The sequence below is a fragment of the Halostagnicola sp. A56 genome (assembly GCF_000691505.1).
GTDB lineage: Archaea > Halobacteriota > Halobacteria > Halobacteriales > Natrialbaceae > Halostagnicola.
Genome location: NZ_JMIP02000026.1, coordinates 35,436 through 51,902, shown reverse-complemented (window position 1 = coordinate 51,902; position 16,467 = coordinate 35,436). Strand labels below are relative to the sequence as shown.

Sequence of the window (16,467 nt, the reverse complement as noted above, 5' to 3'; positions counted from 1 at the left end):
CTTCTACAACGAACGTATTCTGACAGGCGTCAACAAACCTGCTGGTTGATCAAATATTGTACTTCCCACATAATCTTGAATCGCGCACTCATCACCCAGGTATCATTGATTGACATCTGTCTCAAGGAGCTCAAGTTGATTTCCGTCAGGGTCATAGAAGTATGCGATTTTGACGCCTCCTTCAAGGATGAGTGGATTTGTCTCGAATTCGACGTCATCTTTAAGTTTTTTGTGCCAACTGTCAACATTCTCTACCTCGAAACAAAGGTGAGTGATACCAATGTCGTGCATGTCGACCGAATCATAAATTCGATCATTTGGAGGAGTATCATACTCTATCAGTTCAATTTGGAAGGTTCCAGTGTCAATAAAGGCTAATTCCCCGGAGTACCGGTCAGTCCAATATGGACTTAAATCGTTCTTTGAGTGTTCCATATCTGTTTAATACTGTAGAGAAAAATCAACGCTATGTCATCACTTTTGCCACTTAAGCCATCGACTGAATCTGCAGCCGATCGTGACCTAGAACCCAAACTTGTCGATTTCGAAGATGATGCCGCAGATCAGATCTTGTCAGCAGTTTCTTCAGCGACAGCACGACATATTCTCAGTGCTATTTACGATGAACCAACAACAGCGTCTGAAATCGCTACCAAACTTGACTCCTCGGTCCAGAATGTCAGTTATCATCTTGAACGACTCGAGGATGCAAACCTAGTCGAAATAATCGGGACCTGGTACTCTAAGCAGGGGACAATTAGATCCCGTGATATTATTAACCATTTGTAATTTTTCTTTAATGATATGATAACGATACGATCCACTGTAACCTCGGGACCATTTTTCCAGGTATGTGCGACTTTCGCAAAACATTCCGAATAGTTCGAGCGAGAAACTATTATCGATATTACCCTTAACCTCTTCGTATAGGTCTCGAGATTTAATATATGGACCCCGGGTAGGGTGATCAAGATCAAAACCCTGTAATATATCCAGAATATTACACATTCTATTATTTGCTTTACTGTTTGGTCTATTTATTTAATGCCATATTATATTTTATATATTATGTGTGTATAAAATATAGTTAGAACTATTTCAAGTCCAGGCGAAAAAATAGTACCCGGGTTATCACTAGTTGGCGAATCACTCATCTCTGATGTGTAATTTAAATCCGAGGCCGGAAATACGGCTCACGAGTATAGCTGCCGAAACAATTCTTACCAGATAATTGAACGTCGACCACCGGATCGAAAACCGGAGTAGTTGGCCGAACTATACCGACGGAACAAGTACCTTCGGCGCTTTCCGTTGGCATTACCACCTTTTCACGGAACTGAGAGTCAGTGATTCCGTCCGCTCCTGTAAAGCGCTCGTCCCGCCTCGATTTTGTATAGATTTTGCAGTAATCTTCAACGGAACTCTCACCGATCTTGTATCCTTCTTGAAAAATATACTTCCCTACGGCTGACTTTAGCTTGGTCGGTGGTGAGCAATGGAAGACAAGCAAGGGACGGGAAGCGGTTGAAAACTATCTCGAAACACACGACGAAGGTGAATTTGTAACGACGGCCCTGAATATCAAAGAAATTGCTGTCGGACGGGAGATTCAAGGGAAACTTGACCCATTTGAAATCCACGCAAAATTCGAATGGATGACGATCATCCCGTTTCGGCCGGAACACGCCTTTGTCGCTGGGGAATTAGAAGCTGAACTTCACCAGAACGAACATATAAACAAGGACAAAATAAATTCCCTCGCCGGAGACGTATTGATTGCCGCCGTTGCGAAAGAGACGGGCGCAACGGTTGTCACACAGAACACGGACGACTTCCAGACGCACTCCAGAAAGGCGACGAAGAAACTGCCCGACAACTCACGGATAAAATCTGGGAGACAACTATTCCCTTCCACCCAGAGGGTAATGCGGTTCGACGCGCCGGCGAATCTGATGAGTTCTCAAATTATACCATCCAACTCGATAAAATCCGCATCACCGCGGCGGACTACATCGACGCGGGCCCGTGTCGTCGACCCTATAATTTGATTCCTGAAGAATACGCGGAAGGTGCCCGAGAATCAGGCCGCTTATACAAAGAATTAGTCAGAGAACTTCGGGAGCAAGAGGGAGTGATTGAAAACCCAACCGTATGAGTTTCGAAGTCTCGACAGCCGGCACAGCATGAGACAGCGCCATTTGCGTTAGATAAACTAGCCCACTCTTTATCCTGGCCAGTTGGCTTTGTTCGAAAATCAACAATCCAATTACAGTCACTCAATTTTGTGACAATGAATGGTGCCAAATGGAATGATTTGTATGTGTAGAAGAGCATAAAATTATGCTGGTAATTTTGATAGAGAAAGTACGGAAGAAGAACGATATTGTATAGCAGAAGAGCAGGAATGACAGAAGTATTTGGAATCTCGTGATAGGTGACATCAGCCATCTCTGGATCAAATCGTGAGTAAATATGCGTATCGTAGTTCTCGGCGAGGAAACTCGCGACATAATTCGCTTCAGTTGAGCCTTGAACCTTCGAGAGATCCGGACTCGTGCTCGTCGCCGGATACGGTGGGTTCATCTACTTCTTGCCGCAGTGAGTTCGTCCTATTCTCCTGCAGTAACCCGTTCTGGTTCAGCGCAGAACACCGATTGGAAACCGATGAACCAGCAGTAGCTCGCGATCAGATAGTGTAAATGGCAGAATTTTTCATCCTCTAAAGTAATAGAATCCACAATGAATAAAATAGATTCCCTGATGTTGTACGGAATCGCGATGATAGTATTCGCTCTATTCTCGCATCAACACGATGTTATGTTCCGCGACTGGAGTGAAGCTTTCGGGTGGATTGGATTTGCGGTCTGCACAGCGTCGCTTATCGGGAGTTTGATACGTAGGAATTAAGCTACATAACTTCTCTCGCCGGAGGTCGGCTTTCACGAGGACGTTCACGAGATCGACTTCGCGTCGCTGTACCCGCGGATCATCTGCCGGCGAAACGTCAGCCCCGAGACGAGGACCTGATGAACGAGATCGCGGATAGCGACGGAGACCGTCGACTCACAGAGTAGAGTTCCCAACCTAAGATTGTTGATATCGATCTTCATAGAGGGACCGGAACAGAAATTAATCGTTTGGCCGTCCAATGATCTGATTAGAGTCTCACCTGGCTCACGATAGAATCGTAAGGCAGCCCTTCATCAACAATGTGTTTCACAAGAGCGTACTTGAGGTAGGGACTCGACGTAGCCAAATATTATCAAAATGTGTGAAAATACATAGATATGAGACGAAGATCATTGCTGACTTCCGGGGCAGTCATTGCGATCTCTGGTTGCTTAAGTAACGAGACCAGCGACGAATCAGACAACTCGAACAACAGCCCTGAAAACGAATCCACCAGCTCAGGGACCGGCAAATCTCTCATCACAAAAGCTGTTTGCAAGAATATCAGTCAAGCCAGCCTTTTCCCGACTCCTCTACCAACTGTCTCGAGCCGGTGCGAACAATGATTTATCCGCTCATATCTCTATTGTTGCCATCTTCGAGGAATCGATCGACGATCTTGCCACCGGCCTGTCCGAATCCGATCATCGCCAGCTTCATAGTTGATAGGGGGCTCCGTGAATTGAAGTCAGAGCAATTAGCCATATAAAACTTGTGTTGGTATGACTTTCACGCGTTCGTGTAGAAAGACAAAACCGGCAGACTGCGGCAGGGTTCTTCTCTCTAATTATAGATATAAAACAGGAATATCGACTCGTCTTCCAAATGTTTATATTAATCTTTGGGCCACAGAGTTTGTTAACAAATGGCATGACTTGCCCGCAGATGTCCAAGGATCTGCCCACGCTCCGGTGTCAGCCGGGGTCGGCGATTACGAACTGGGTCCTCGAGAAGTCGAACGATTCCGCTCGAGGCCGAGGTGTGCAGAAAGGGTCGTCAGGTCCGTAAATGAGTTCACCCCACCGACGGGGAATTCCGTGTCTGCGACGCGATGTTTCCCTTTGAGCTCCCGGAGGAACTACGTCGCTGCTTTCATTCCACGCCGAGGAGAAAATTCTTGGGAGAAGGGCTTTTTTCTCCTTCAGCCTCGATTCACCAACGCCGTTCAAACTCTTTCCAAACATCTAAGATAGTTCATAACGGAATATTGTCTGTATGTCACAGACGTACAGGAATTACTGTAACGGAGAATGGGTTGAATCTGAATCTGATAATACGTTTTCCGTCAATAACCCTGCAAACGTAGAGGATTTCATCGGTCATTTTCAACTGTCCACTGCGGCAGACACAAGAGTGCTGATTTTCCAATGCTTTCTAAAAATGTGCTTTTGAAGTACATCTGGAATCTCACACCTTCATTCCTTGCTAAATCCTTGTGTTTGTCGTAGATCCTGGGGTAGGCAATATCGCGCAATTCTTCGTATCGGTCTCCGATCTGCTTGTAGTCGCCGAATTGTCGAATAACTAATGGTTCGCTAATAGCCTTAAATCGGCATACCTCCGAGAGTTTTAGCCACCAGTCTCTATCTTGTAGGATGGGTAATTCGGGATCGGGTTTTCCAACAGACTCGATCAATTCTTTTCTAACCATTACAGAGGAATATCCGCCTACATAACCACCTTTTAGAAGATAACGCGTCATGTCCCCAGCGCGTCAGCGGTGACCTTTTCCTCTTGGAACCACCGCTTAACAGTATCATCAATCATCTACGTAAGAGCGTCTTCCAAAACCATCGCGAAATCATAATTCATATTATTGCAATTTTTTGAATTGAAGCTCAAGGTTTTCTTAGCTATAGTAGTCCACACATAGTGGATTAGATCCCGTACTTTATAAAAGGTTCTTACTTAATCAAATGAATTGGCCCACTCAAAGTGCGGAATCGGTTATTTAGTAGACTATTTATCAGGTGTATTGAACAAAAAGATCTGTCCTAGGAATCATCTTTCACCGCTGATCATAGAAACAATGAACAACGCGTGGTTTCTGCGCCGAGTCTCCGCACAATTCACCGGGGATACGTCACTTCGTGGTCCGCTGAGATGTCGTTGTACAGCGTCGAGAGGTTAGCGGGGTCAAGTGCGAGAACACGGACTACTTTCGCGCCTATTCTATTCGTAGGAACGGTAAGTTCAAACAACAAAATAACATAGGAGCCAGTTCTGAGAGCACAGGGTTTTTAGAGAATAACGCAACCAAAAATAAAGAGTGATCCAAGGACTGATAACCCGAGTCCCATGAGGCGATACAGGGTTACTTGCCAATCGGCCGGCTCCACTCTCCCGCTGGGCTTTCGCCCGATCGCGTCGAGAATTTCGTTCCAGCGCGCTAATTTATATGGCCAGATTGCCATGGGCGGGCCGAATATCAATCCAACAATTCCAAACGCAACTAGCTCTCCAGTACACATATTTTGTCCTATTATTACTGAGTGAGATCCACGTTCGGGACAAGGTCGCGAATAGAGAAGCCGAGTTTCGAAACGAACTCGCCGAACACCTAGAGACAAATGAGGTTTCAAAGACGGATGCGCGAGAGTTCGCACTGCTCGCGGCTTTCGACAATCCCGAGCAAGTTGCGAAGCTAATGCGAGACGAAGGGCACGGCACCCTCTGATAACCTAGACCGTACCGCCTCATCCTGACCCCGGGGCCATCAATTTCATATATCGCAATAGAGTTTATCAGCTTTGGATTTCGGAAGTTAAGACTACAACGAGTTTACCCGAACTGTGGTTTGTGGTTTCGACTGGATCGCGAGCAGAACAACATCAGATTGCCCTCCAAACGAGTTCTCTTGTTCCGAGTTCCTCCCACGGCTTCAGTCGTAGGCTTTTGAGCTGTATCTCTGTAATTCAGATTTTAGCTATCTGTTATTGGTCTATCTCTATTGTTAATCAATCCGAAATGTCCGTATAGTAGTTCCGTACGTTTATTACGTTCATTGAACTGAATAATTCACCTAGCAGGTAATTAAAACGGTTTCAGTCTTCGATAAACTGGTGAAATAGTCCACCGATCGGCGCTAATAGACTGTTAAGCGTTTGTCGTGACACCGCTGAAGAGACGTACCGATACTAGTACGAATCTGTGATCCTCGACCGAATGAGGTGATGGGACCAGTTTCACTGTCGTTTGCGACCATTTATACGCGATGGTGACCGAACAAGAGATCAATGGCGCAAGCGGGAAACTCCGAACTCGTCGACGCGTTCGAGCAGTTCTTTCGGAACTACTGCGACAACGAGGTGAAACAGCTTGCCCAGCAGTATCCAAACGGCGAGTAATTAGTCCACAAACTCCGCTGGTGATACCGCACCGTTTTCTTGAAGTTCCGAATCGAAGGTGACCAGGACCCCGTCCGTTTCTTCGGCTGTCGTGAGGAGAAGACAGTCCATCGGGTACAACAGCGTGTTTTCTTGGACCGAGTAGGATTTGAGGAGATCGTCATTGCTGTGGCGATATACAGTGATCCGTTCCCAGAGGCCGTCAAGTAGTCGCTCAACTCGTTCTTGGTCAAGCTGTTTCTTCTTTGTGAGCACCGTGCGAAACTCCATCAGATTGAGTATTGTCGTCGCTAACTCCCGGTCCAGATTTAGAAACTTCGTTGCCATCTCGCCACGCTCATCTTCATCAAGTGTTGCAGCAACGAGGAGGTTCGTATCAACGAACAGCTTCATTGATCGGCGTGTTACCGGTGATTGAATGGAATCGTTCTTGTCGACTCCATTTGCTGTCTCACTGGAATTATCTATGTCTTCTTCTTCCATGATATCACTTCATTTGTGTGTCTGTGACACACAAGGTATAATGATAGATAGTAACTTAAAATTATCGAACGTGCTTATAAAACCATCTGGTTGAAGAACTCCTTCAAGTTCATCGTCTCTATGGTAGAATTCGCGTACTGAACGGTTGGTTCAGCGTATCGGGGCTATATGGGATCTAAATCGCTTTAGTCATCAGAGATTGAGGAAGTTATATTTTCGATCCATCTTGACCGTGGCGCACCCCCGGTCTTTTCGATAACGACTCGATCTCTTTCTCAGCAGCCGAAACTCTCGATAATCACTTATAGACGTTTTATATAGGCTACAACCCAATAGTTAATAACTGTATTGGATTATGGCCTATAGATCTATGGGAACGGGGACGCCACGTTGACGTTCGATAAACGAGCGATGCTCGTCGATCGGTTGAGTTCGACACAGAACGATCTCGCTCGAGACAGCGCGGGCGCTGTCGCTGTGTGGTGGAGCGCTCGAAAGAAAGTGGAAATGCTGCGAAAGCCGGACGAAGTCCGGTAGTTAGCGGTCGTTAGTTCTGACGTCGGAGTGCGAGCATCGCGGCACTGACGAGTGCGACGAGTGCGACAGCAACGCCGAAGCCAGGTGCTCCGTCCCGTTCGTTCTCGAGTGAGGCGGCTGTCTCGGTCTTTTGCTTACTGTGAAAAGACGGGAGCGACAATCCGATACTGAGTTTAACTACTGTGAATCCACAGCACGTTCGAGCGTTTTGAGACCAACATAGACGACTGCGCCTACGAAAAGGCCCTCTATAGCTGCGTTCGCCACAGTAGATTCGATGACAGTTAGCTGTATTAATTGCGTGACTGCTGTACCAAGAACCGCAAAAATTCCGGCGGCGAACGCAAATTTGAGTCTCACCATATCGTACATAGAAAGTATCCACCGATGGCTGTTTCGGTGGTAGATAGCACTCATACCCTTCTTCCAATTGGTTCTCCCGTGCTGAATACGCTCTCTGTACTTATTATCTCTCTGAGTCTACTAGACGTTCGATTATTCATATACTGATCTGTGTCTGTAATAAACGAGGGTCGCGGCTGTCACGACGACGTATAGTCCACCGGTAACCAACGGCGGCCAGTTCAGGACGAAAATCAAAACGTGGATCCGAAAAAATATGTCCCCCGATTCTGCTCTGAACTCGAGTTACCTGAGGAAGTCCAGGTGAAAGCCAACGAAATCATCGATACGTCTGCTGAGAAAGGACTCCTTTCAGGAAAGTCACCAACTGGATATGCTGCAGCTGCAATTTACGCCCCAGATTTTTGATTTAAAAACCTCTTCGGCACTGTCTAGTTGAGCCAGTTTGAGGAACGAGCAGGTCGTTGAGTGAATTGGACTAGACCTTCGATCCAGTGCTCGTCAATATTGGGCCGCACTTGCTCGTCGACGAACTCTCGCGCAGTCTCTTGGATCATCTTCTCTTGCTCGGAGAGGTCTGATTCTATCTCGTAATAATCGAGCATATATCCATTCATAGTCCCAATATACAATAAAAATTCGGATTGGATACCTTCTACAGAACAATGGTTGGACAGGCCTTACTCTTGACTGGTAAATCTAGCCGTGCAATCGATAATTAGACTGTGTAGTGGAGTGTCGGATTCGCCCTGACTCTACTGGGTCAGATATTCTCTTTGAACCTCTGTAATTATGGCCAGAGACCGCGAGTAGTGTGGGCGTTAACCAACCGCGAGAGTGCAACGACGTATGCCGCATCGCGCCACGTCACATTTCTGGCTGTACGCTGCTGTCGATCCCGAAACGAGCGAATTCCTGATTCACCTCTTTGCAACAGCCACGACAACATTGACCTAACGGCTTTTGTGAGAACTTCGTGTGAAACACAACGTCGATGACGCCGTGTTCTCGTTGATCGAGCACACCATCTAGCGGCTGCATTGTAACGAGATGGACTCCAATTTCGACCCGGACTCCATGGAAATCGGAACACAATAAACATGTGTATAGAGAGATAAAATGACGTACTCATTCGTTCACTAATAGTATTAGTCACGTCGATCGATTAACTGTCAACATACAACCACAATCCTTCTCCGTCTGATGGATGTCGCTTAAGCACTTAATCCTGAAAATTGAATAGTTGTCATCCTGTGAACGAGGAGTTGATTCAGAGTGAAATATATAGCTTCAATACGCTTATTGAAATTACGAAAGAGCACAAACAATCGAGCTGTCAGAATGAGCAACACAGACTCTCCCAAAGATCCGTGGAAGGCGCACACACAAATTGATCGGGAGACTTTCCTCAAGCACATCTTCAAATGCGCAGAATGGGAGAAAGGCAGACTCGGAATCTCCGTCTATTGTGTAGAGCCTAGTTACAACGCAATTGAAACTGGCCCATTCATCGAGTATGTTGGTAATAAATACCCTCAATTTGTATTTTCAAAGACAGAAATTAACGACATGTTGGATAGTGGGAAGTGGCCTTCAAAAGAAGCTCAGAAGCGATCTGATTTTCCAGACAATCCCAGCACTGATGGGAAGCTCGGTGAGCTGATTCTCTTTCTGTTCGTTGATCTCTATCTCTCGAGAGAGAAATGTCGACTGTTCGACTGCGGCGGTGGTTGCAGTTTCGCGCTCGATCAGTTCTCGAAATGCCAGCAGGTCGTCCCGAGAAACAGCGACGGCACACGCGACGCAGTAGGTGTCCGCAGGAAAATGTTCGTACTCCGGGACGGAGGGCCGTGTCGTCGTCTCGGCCTTGCTCCGGCCGTCTTCAAACGATCGCATAACGCTCCTTTTGGGTCATATAGGATGGGTTTTGTGGTGGTTCCTACAAGTAATATTTAACGAATATTTTAAGTTGTGCGAGAAATATCGTCCGGAAATACCGAGACGCCATCTACCCTGGCGGACACGACGAGTCGAGGACTGTACGAGCCTATCGCCGCGCTTCGAGTTCGTCCTCGAGTTCTGTGAGATCCATGTCTTTCATCGAGAGCAAAACCAGCAGGTGATAGACGATATCGGCGGCTTCGGAGGCGATCTCCTCGCGGTCGTCGTCTTTGGCGGCCAACACCAGTTCGGTCGATTCCTCGCCGAGTTTCTCCAGCACGGCGTCAAACGAGGTTACTCGAGCTGGCCAAATCCAAAGTGTGAGCTGGGTCCTCGCTATACTCAGCTTTCACTTCATGAGGAACTACATCCAGGGGAACCAGTTTGGCATTCAATACTCCGTTATTTCAGTCACCTTCATTGGGTTGCTCGGCTTAGCAATTTCATATGCGGGCATCCCATTGTGGTTTTATTATCAAAATAAGCCATTCAAATTTTCCGTGAATTGGTTCCCGCTACAGGACAAGTCATATATGATAAAAGAATCCGAAGAAGGCGTCCTGCGACTTAGCCAAATCGGAGAGGAAGTTATCGCAGTTGTTTTACAACCGATGGGACGAGTTGATGGAGTCGATATTCAGCTCGTGTCGAGCAACCAAGGTATAGAGTTCAAGGTGGATGGTCCACAGACTCAGAGAAGGCTGATAGTACACCGTTCGGTTCTTGCGTCCCTTGCCTCGAACGTTGATTGATCGATTATTTTGATCAATGTCAGAAAGCTCGATTCCAATAAGCTCAGACACTCTCAAGCCTGTTTGGAAAAGTAGCCTGATAATCAACTCGTCTCGAAGCTTCCCCGATTCTTGAGCCATTGTGTCAACTTGCTCAGGCTTGAGGTAGTGTAGATCCTCTTTAGATTTACGGCTTTTTACTGTCGATTTATCATTGGGCGTATAGCTCGCTCTGTCTGCCGGAGTCTCGCGCACCCAACCTTGTGCATCAATCCTGCCAGCTTGAATCAGTTTGTTCAACTCGGACTCACCGAGGAGGGCCGTAAATTCCTCGACGATCACAATCTCCTCGCGGCCGAGGAGACGTTACGACGAATCTACGAGACGATTTCCGATAAGCCCGAGAAGATGATTAAGTATGAAAACGCGCCACGGCCCAACGGGTCGTAGCTGTCCGTTACGGCTGTGCGGCAATATTCGAGAGACACGCACGTTCGGAGACAATCAAGAGAACGGCACTATCCAGTGAAAGCGGTTTGAGATGTCAAACAATATATGAGTATAGTAATTCATCATTTGGCATGCAACCCTCCACGACTCGTCGAGAACTTCTCATAACAAGTGGAGCAGGCTCGGCTATTGCGCTTGCTGGGTGTACAGGCGTATTTTCAAAAGAACTCGCGCACGAAGTGGAAGTTTATAACAGAGAAGATCTGGCGCATACGTTCTCTGTGACGGTTACAAACGACAGCGAAAATCTCTGTAGTAGCTCCGTAGAAACACATCTATTTTCTCGTAACATCAATGTTACGACGGTGTTTTGCTGCTCTTTAAAAACGCCAGAGAGATATTAACGACATTTAGATGCTATTGGCTCATCAATAAGACCATGCGCTACTCAGGAGACTGGATGTCGCTTGTGGACGACCGGATATTGGAGTATATCCACGAGCACGATTCTGGTTCTCCGAAGAAAATGAAGGACGAAGGTCGAATTCGATACTCTCGCCAGCACATTGCCCGAAGATGCCGAAAACTCTCTGAAAAAGGGCTTCTCAAACATCTCGGGAATGGGGTTTACATTATCACTGACCAAGGAGAGGCCTACCTCGCCGGCGATCTCGATACAGAAACCTGGACCGCTGTCTGTCGGAACAATAATAAAGATAGATGATCAAGTTGACGAACTTATTAATCAGACTGACCTTACTCGTGTAACGGCAGAAACGATTACAACCCGAGATGAACTTGAATCCGGACTTAAAGAAATTCGGGCCCAGGGAATTGCATTTAATGATAAAGAATCACATGAAAGAATAAGAGCTGTAGGATCACCAATCATTCTCGATGGCAAGGTACACGGAGCGGTGTCGGTTGCTGGTCCGGCAAAACGCCTGACTGATGAATACTTCGCTTCTGAGATACCAAACCTGCTACTGGGTGCAGTTAATGAGATTGAGCTTAAGTTGGATTATGGGGAAAGTTGAATTCCAACAACTTGGTTCCTTTGTATAATTCTCTAAATCAAAATCGGTCAAGGGGACACCGTCTAATTAGTGCGGTTTAAGAAGCGAGCAGATACGGAACACAACGCCGTACAAGACGGTTTTCGTCTGTCTTCTGTGTCTCCTCAATTGTGTGATCGGGTTTTGTTTCCGTCAAATGCTTCAGCAAAAGGTTCCGATGATTGCTCTTCATCAGATTCTAAGACTACGTTCTTCCACACCGCTGTAATTCAGCCCCGTTCGTATAAGACGACGTATCATTCGGGATAGCCGAATTGGCCAGCGACCGTGGAAATGGTAGCGGCGGCAATATCGCTGTAAAGAGATGTTGCTCTCTCCTTACAACCATACATTCGTAAATTTGTGTGTTCAACTACTGCCATCACAGCTACACCCGTCGCGAATGAAAGATGGAATTAGATTGATTTTCCTATGATGTCTCTATCCTAGCGAGAGAAGAACGACTGTTCGTCAGCCAAAACTATATTCGTTAACGCTCGAGCCAGGTACTCGCCACACGATTTCTCACTTTCACTGGTAAATGTGCGCATTCACATAAATACCTTGGCTTGTGAAAATAACCCTGTTTCAATCAAATATATTATTGTATTGATGTAATCCTCTTTCAGTTGATATTGAGTAGATACTGAATTAGTATCGGCTCGATATTGATTCACGATACCGAGGTCACTACCCGGAAAAATATAATAGATCCACTATTTCTGTTTCAGATCGCCGAAAAATCTGCTTTCGTTTACTACCGCATTTCTCATCGGTAACTACATCTTCCGGTCCTTTGACACCCCAAAATATAGCCATATGTCTGATTCAGTCAGATAAAGTCGTATAAAGATGATATTTTTATTTTTGAGTTATGGTTGGAAGCGTTAATATTCTGTGGGTAAATTCACGGGGCCATCTAAAATATATTGTGGGGATCATACACTACTGTGAGTTGAACAAATCAAACAATTCATAGAATATATAATAATCGAGAGGGTGAAAATCAGGCTATCTCCGGACTAATAATTAATACCGTGAGTGATTTATTGTGAATCTCCTGAAGCCATTCCGCTCAGAAAGAGGACTCGACTGGCCAAATATTCTTTTAGCAATGCTCTTGCTGACGATCTTTGTTGGGGTAATTGTAGCCGCAAGCACGTCGACAGCTGCGTTTGACCCAACCAATCCCTCATGGGAAGGAACTGGTGAATTCAACGCGGAAATAAGCGATTCGGAGGCTAATCACGAATTGCTCCGTAACACGGAACAATATAATGAGTTTGGACCAAACGAGTCTGTTGCGTTCATTATCGCTCCCGATACAGAATATGATCCGAGCGATGTAGAACGAGTTCGTCGATTTATCGCTGATGGTGGGACCGTAATCATCCTCGGTAATTTTGAACCTGCAACGAATGGGCTACTTGACGGAATCGGCGCTGAGGCACGATTAGACGGTAGATGTAGTTTCTCAACCGCGTTGATCACTTTACGATTCAGAGACTAATCTGAAGTGTAGCTGTTTGTGCACGCCTGCTCACGGGTGATGCACGGGAAACTATCTATTCCGTGCCTGTGTCGAAGTTGACGCGCGCACCTATAGTAGAAGTTAGAAATAATTGCTCATTTTAGGGATCGAGAGTTGATCAATGGCTGTATCAATCGCTGCTGTGAGTTCGTTGATGAGTCAAAGAAGCGATTGCTGAGTGCCGCTTGGAGTTGTCTCCAGCACTCCTCGACCGGATTGAGCTCCGGTGAATACGCCGGCAATGTTACGAAGGCGAGGTCGTCACGGGCCGCCAGGTCCGTGACGGCCGACGCCCGAAAATACGGTGCTCCATCCAACACAATAATCAAGCCATTCTCGAACTCTTTGCATAACGCGAAAATGAAATGTTTTGCGTGATCGACAGTCCCGTACTCTTCAAATCGAGCGAAAAAGCGATCACCGTCCTCGGTGATCGCGCCTAAGAGACACGTCCAGTCGCGTTGTCCAGACAGTTCAACAGACGGTCGCGTGCCGCGAGGAAATCACGCGGCACGCGGCTCAACTTGCACGGATTTCTTGGTTTGATCGATACAGACTACTGTGGCGTCCATTTCCCGCCGCTTTTTTTGAGTTCCTCGCGGAACGTTTCTTGGTCCTCAGCATCTGATTTGGCGGCTGTACGGCGTGGCTTTTGGAAGCTCAATCCCGCTTCTTTGAGCAACCGCCGGCAGCTTGGGATTGAGTACTCGACATCGTATGTCTCCTCGAGATGCTGCTGGACGAGCGCCGGCGTCCATGCCAGCGCGTCGAGCCCAGTTTCTTCAGGAGATTGGTGGACTAATTCTTCGAACTCTTACTGATATTTTTCTGAGGCTTTTCGCTTTCTCCCAGATCGATGAGCATCAGTAAAAGCCTGCTCAAGCGACTCGTCCACCCACCGTGCGAAAAACGACACATCCGAGAGTTACAGACGCACCATAACTTCGCATATTCGTTCGAAACCATTTCACAATTGCACGATATCGTTCAAGGTTCCCACATACTAAATCATACTCATTTAGAAAAACCATATTCCTACCGACTTCGTGGAGATTCGCTCGATGTAGGGATGGATACGGAGAATATAAGGACAGATATTCCAGTTGTCGGAGGGGATCTATCAGATTCTGTGCGGCGATAGACGCTCACGCCGATCAGTGTCGGAGCAACCGTTCGGACGCGGGAAAACGAACGTCGAAAACCGAACACCGATTCGATCGATGGACTAACTGTGCCTGACTGACCTATCTGGTCGAGATATCTACAAATATCGGTCGTGGCGACGAGAGGGCCACGGCGAAGATCGAGAACCGATCAAACTGGTCACTCTCAAGACTCAACTCGCGACGTTGCGTCGATTCCTGCGGTTTGCGTCGAATATCGATGCTGTTCCTCCGGAGTTGTACGAGCAGGTCACGCTGCCGACGATGAAAAACGGCGAGGACGTCTCGGATTCGACGCTGGAACCGGATCGAGCAATTTCTATCCTGGAGTACCTCGAGGGCTCCCAACCAGGTACGAACAATCACCTTATCCTGTTGCTACTCTGGGAAACGGGCGCGCGTACGGGCGCGGTTCGTGGACTTGATCTCCAAGATCTCGATCTCGATGGATCGCACCCTCGCCTTTCTGGTCCGGCAATTCACTTCGTCCACCGTCCGGAGACGGGTGGTGAATACGTGCAACCCTGCGCGCATCAGCGCTTTTGCAAAGTTCTGGCTCGTCGAGTCGATTCCATCCCCGGAACCCCCTGCGATTCGCCAGATGAGTTCGTCATCGCTCATAGTAAGGTCAGTGGCCGGTGGGCCAGCAGTACGTAATTCTTCGGCCGTACCTCCCTAAAGACTTTGCTATAGATTGCCATGCATCTATCGTGAAGAATGAACAACCATCCACTTTAGACGGTCGGGTCTCTCATGTTTGTTCGGAACGTTCACCAAAAGTGTGTGATATCTCCCGTTCGAAAACCAAATTCGCGTAATCTATTAGTAGAGTGGACGTTCAGTCACCAAATGCAAAAAGAGTTTTCCAATCCGCCACCCGCATCGAAGAGCGCCGAAACGACAGTGAAAACGTAATGGAACGACCATATATTCGGCCTGATTCGACTATCTGGAACGCAGATCGTGGCTGCGGGACCCTACTTAGATAACCCAGCAAGTACGCTTCAATCGCTTACTGGTAGAGAGGTTGGAGAAGTCACGACAGCATTCACACCAATTCTCCAGCTCAAGACTACAATCCGGTTTATAAGTCAAAAAACATCGAGAGATCGTAAGTTGGAATTGGTAGTGCACAGTCCATCTGGGAATCAAGAGACTATCGAGGTTGCGGAACCCGGGAATCTGAATTATAGTGATTTCAAAGGGAACAAAACAGAATCACTCCCAAAAATCATCGAGACCTACGGCAAGGACAGTAAAAATCTGATTTACGCCGCGAGAAAGGACTTTGCGGAAAAGAGGGCAGTTCGCATCGCAGATAACCGTTCGCTCGTCGCTACCGCGTGACCGGTGTTGCGCGCTTCTAACTGCTCGATCTCCTCTTCGATGTTGGACCTGATGACGGCGCTCCAGTTGATTTCGCCGTGTTCGTCCATCTCTTTCTTTAAGTCGTCCGGAACTCGAAGACTGACGGTCGCCATACTGTATTACATGTATTACTGGAGTAAAAATGCCCCGGTGGTCTTTCGCGATGATTCTCTGATAATGGATACGAATCACCAACTACTGACAACGGTCTCGAGTGATATTCAGTCTGCCGTGAAGAGTTTTAGAAGACCCTGTGAATCTCAGAATAGGCTAAAGCCACCGCTCTCTACTTGTTCGATGTAGTTGTGAAATTCCTGTTCTGCCGCTGGAAAATCGACTACCTCGATCGTCTCAGTCATCATATCTGATTGGACATCCAGTCGCATCTGTAGTGGGCGTGTCTCTCACGCTAAAATACATCTGAAGAAGTTGCTTTCAAATGCGCCTGAACACCGATACTGAACGGCGATGCGTGCGCGTATTTACTGCCGTGTAGCTTATGTGTCTCTATTTACTAGTTCAACTATGAATGATTATCTCGGGAAAATT

Annotated in this window: 13 protein-coding genes and 6 pseudogenes; 10 read left to right on the top strand and 9 right to left on the bottom strand. The window is 47.0% G+C overall.

All coding sequences use genetic code 11. From position 1 onward, the window contains the following. Positions 1-102 precede the first annotated feature (102 nt). Positions 103-435 carry a VOC family protein gene (locus tag EL22_RS16865; RefSeq protein ID WP_082146877.1) on the bottom strand — a complete coding sequence of 111 codons (333 nt, stop codon included), beginning with the start codon at positions 433-435 and terminating at the stop codon, positions 103-105. A 33-nt stretch (positions 436-468) separates the two neighbouring features. Here EL22_RS16865 and EL22_RS16860 point away from each other — a divergent pair. The 3 genes and pseudogenes from EL22_RS16860 to EL22_RS19525 form a co-directional block, all read left to right on the top strand. Further along, positions 469-753: pseudogene (locus tag EL22_RS16860) on the top strand (ArsR/SmtB family transcription factor); the annotation flags it as partial. Positions 754-1,478: 725 nt separating this feature from the next. Further along, positions 1,479-2,048 (top strand): PIN domain-containing protein, encoded by a 570-nt coding sequence (locus EL22_RS18875; RefSeq protein WP_231588020.1) that lies wholly within the window; start codon positions 1,479-1,481, stop codon positions 2,046-2,048. Positions 2,049-2,919: 871 nt separating this feature from the next. Continuing rightward, positions 2,920-3,018: pseudogene (locus tag EL22_RS19525) on the top strand (DNA polymerase domain-containing protein); the annotation flags it as partial. A gap of 1,243 nt (positions 3,019-4,261) precedes the next feature. Here the strand turns inward: EL22_RS19525 and EL22_RS17740 are convergent. The 3 genes from EL22_RS17740 to EL22_RS19520 form a co-directional block, all read right to left on the bottom strand. Beyond that, positions 4,262-4,600, bottom strand: a complete 339-nt coding sequence (locus EL22_RS17740; RefSeq protein ID WP_231588019.1) for a hypothetical protein — start codon at positions 4,598-4,600, stop codon at positions 4,262-4,264. A gap of 1,696 nt (positions 4,601-6,296) precedes the next feature. Beyond that, a complete protein-coding gene (locus EL22_RS15505; RefSeq protein WP_231588018.1) occupies positions 6,297-6,779 on the bottom strand; it encodes a PIN domain-containing protein in 483 nt (160 codons plus the stop codon). Positions 6,780-7,326: 547 nt separating this feature from the next. Next, entirely contained in the window at positions 7,327-7,701 is a 375-nt protein-coding gene (locus EL22_RS19520; RefSeq protein ID WP_394298914.1) for a PGF-CTERM sorting domain-containing protein, read from the bottom strand. A gap of 206 nt (positions 7,702-7,907) precedes the next feature. On the opposite strand from EL22_RS19520, the pseudogene EL22_RS16840 reads away from it, so the two are divergent. From EL22_RS16840 to EL22_RS17730, 3 genes and pseudogenes are all read left to right on the top strand, one after another. Beyond that, a pseudogene (locus EL22_RS16840) lies at positions 7,908-8,075 on the top strand (transcription initiation factor IIB 3); the annotation flags it as partial. Between the two features lie 477 nt (positions 8,076-8,552). Then, positions 8,553-8,883, top strand: a pseudogene (locus EL22_RS18865) (IS6 family transposase); the annotation flags it as partial. A gap of 137 nt (positions 8,884-9,020) precedes the next feature. After that, entirely contained in the window at positions 9,021-9,635 is a 615-nt protein-coding gene (locus EL22_RS17730; RefSeq protein ID WP_156184242.1) for a hypothetical protein, read from the top strand. Positions 9,636-9,726: 91 nt separating this feature from the next. Here EL22_RS17730 and hisE read toward each other — a convergent pair whose 3' ends face one another. Both hisE and EL22_RS18860 read right to left on the bottom strand, forming a co-directional pair. After that, entirely contained in the window at positions 9,727-9,966 is a 240-nt protein-coding gene (gene hisE, locus EL22_RS15490) for a phosphoribosyl-ATP diphosphatase (protein ID WP_050052315.1), read from the bottom strand. A 256-nt stretch (positions 9,967-10,222) separates the two neighbouring features. After that, positions 10,223-10,606 (bottom strand): site-specific integrase, encoded by a 384-nt coding sequence (locus tag EL22_RS18860; protein ID WP_255349684.1) that lies wholly within the window; start codon positions 10,604-10,606, stop codon positions 10,223-10,225. 48 nt (positions 10,607-10,654) lie between these two features. Between EL22_RS18860 and EL22_RS18855 the strand changes: the two are divergent. The 4 genes and pseudogenes from EL22_RS18855 to EL22_RS19515 all read left to right on the top strand — a co-directional run. Continuing rightward, a pseudogene (locus EL22_RS18855) lies at positions 10,655-10,801 on the top strand (PadR family transcriptional regulator); the annotation flags it as partial. Positions 10,802-11,240: 439 nt separating this feature from the next. Beyond that, positions 11,241-11,525, top strand: a complete 285-nt coding sequence (locus EL22_RS18850; protein ID WP_082146885.1) for a winged helix-turn-helix domain-containing protein — start codon at positions 11,241-11,243, stop codon at positions 11,523-11,525. Further along, complete coding sequence (locus tag EL22_RS16820) at positions 11,422-11,838, top strand: IclR family transcriptional regulator C-terminal domain-containing protein (RefSeq protein WP_082146872.1); 417 nt, start codon at positions 11,422-11,424, stop codon at positions 11,836-11,838. The genes EL22_RS18850 and EL22_RS16820 overlap by 104 nt, the downstream gene beginning before the upstream one ends. A gap of 1,132 nt (positions 11,839-12,970) precedes the next feature. After that, positions 12,971-13,366, top strand: coding sequence for a DUF4350 domain-containing protein (locus tag EL22_RS19515; RefSeq protein WP_394298913.1), 396 nt, complete (start codon positions 12,971-12,973; stop codon positions 13,364-13,366). A gap of 102 nt (positions 13,367-13,468) precedes the next feature. On the opposite strand, the pseudogene EL22_RS16815 reads toward EL22_RS19515, so the two are convergent. From EL22_RS16815 to EL22_RS15470, 3 genes and pseudogenes are all read right to left on the bottom strand, one after another. Then, positions 13,469-14,279 (bottom strand): annotated as a pseudogene (locus EL22_RS16815) (IS630 family transposase); the annotation flags it as partial. A 649-nt stretch (positions 14,280-14,928) separates the two neighbouring features. Continuing rightward, the gene (locus tag EL22_RS18845; protein ID WP_050052313.1) at positions 14,929-15,171 is read right to left on the bottom strand and encodes a 2-oxoacid:acceptor oxidoreductase family protein; all 243 of its coding nucleotides are present in this window, start codon (positions 15,169-15,171) and stop codon (positions 14,929-14,931) included. A gap of 647 nt (positions 15,172-15,818) precedes the next feature. Beyond that, positions 15,819-16,031, bottom strand: coding sequence for a hypothetical protein (locus tag EL22_RS15470; protein WP_050052312.1), 213 nt, complete (start codon positions 16,029-16,031; stop codon positions 15,819-15,821). Between the last annotated feature and the right edge of the window lie 436 nt (positions 16,032-16,467).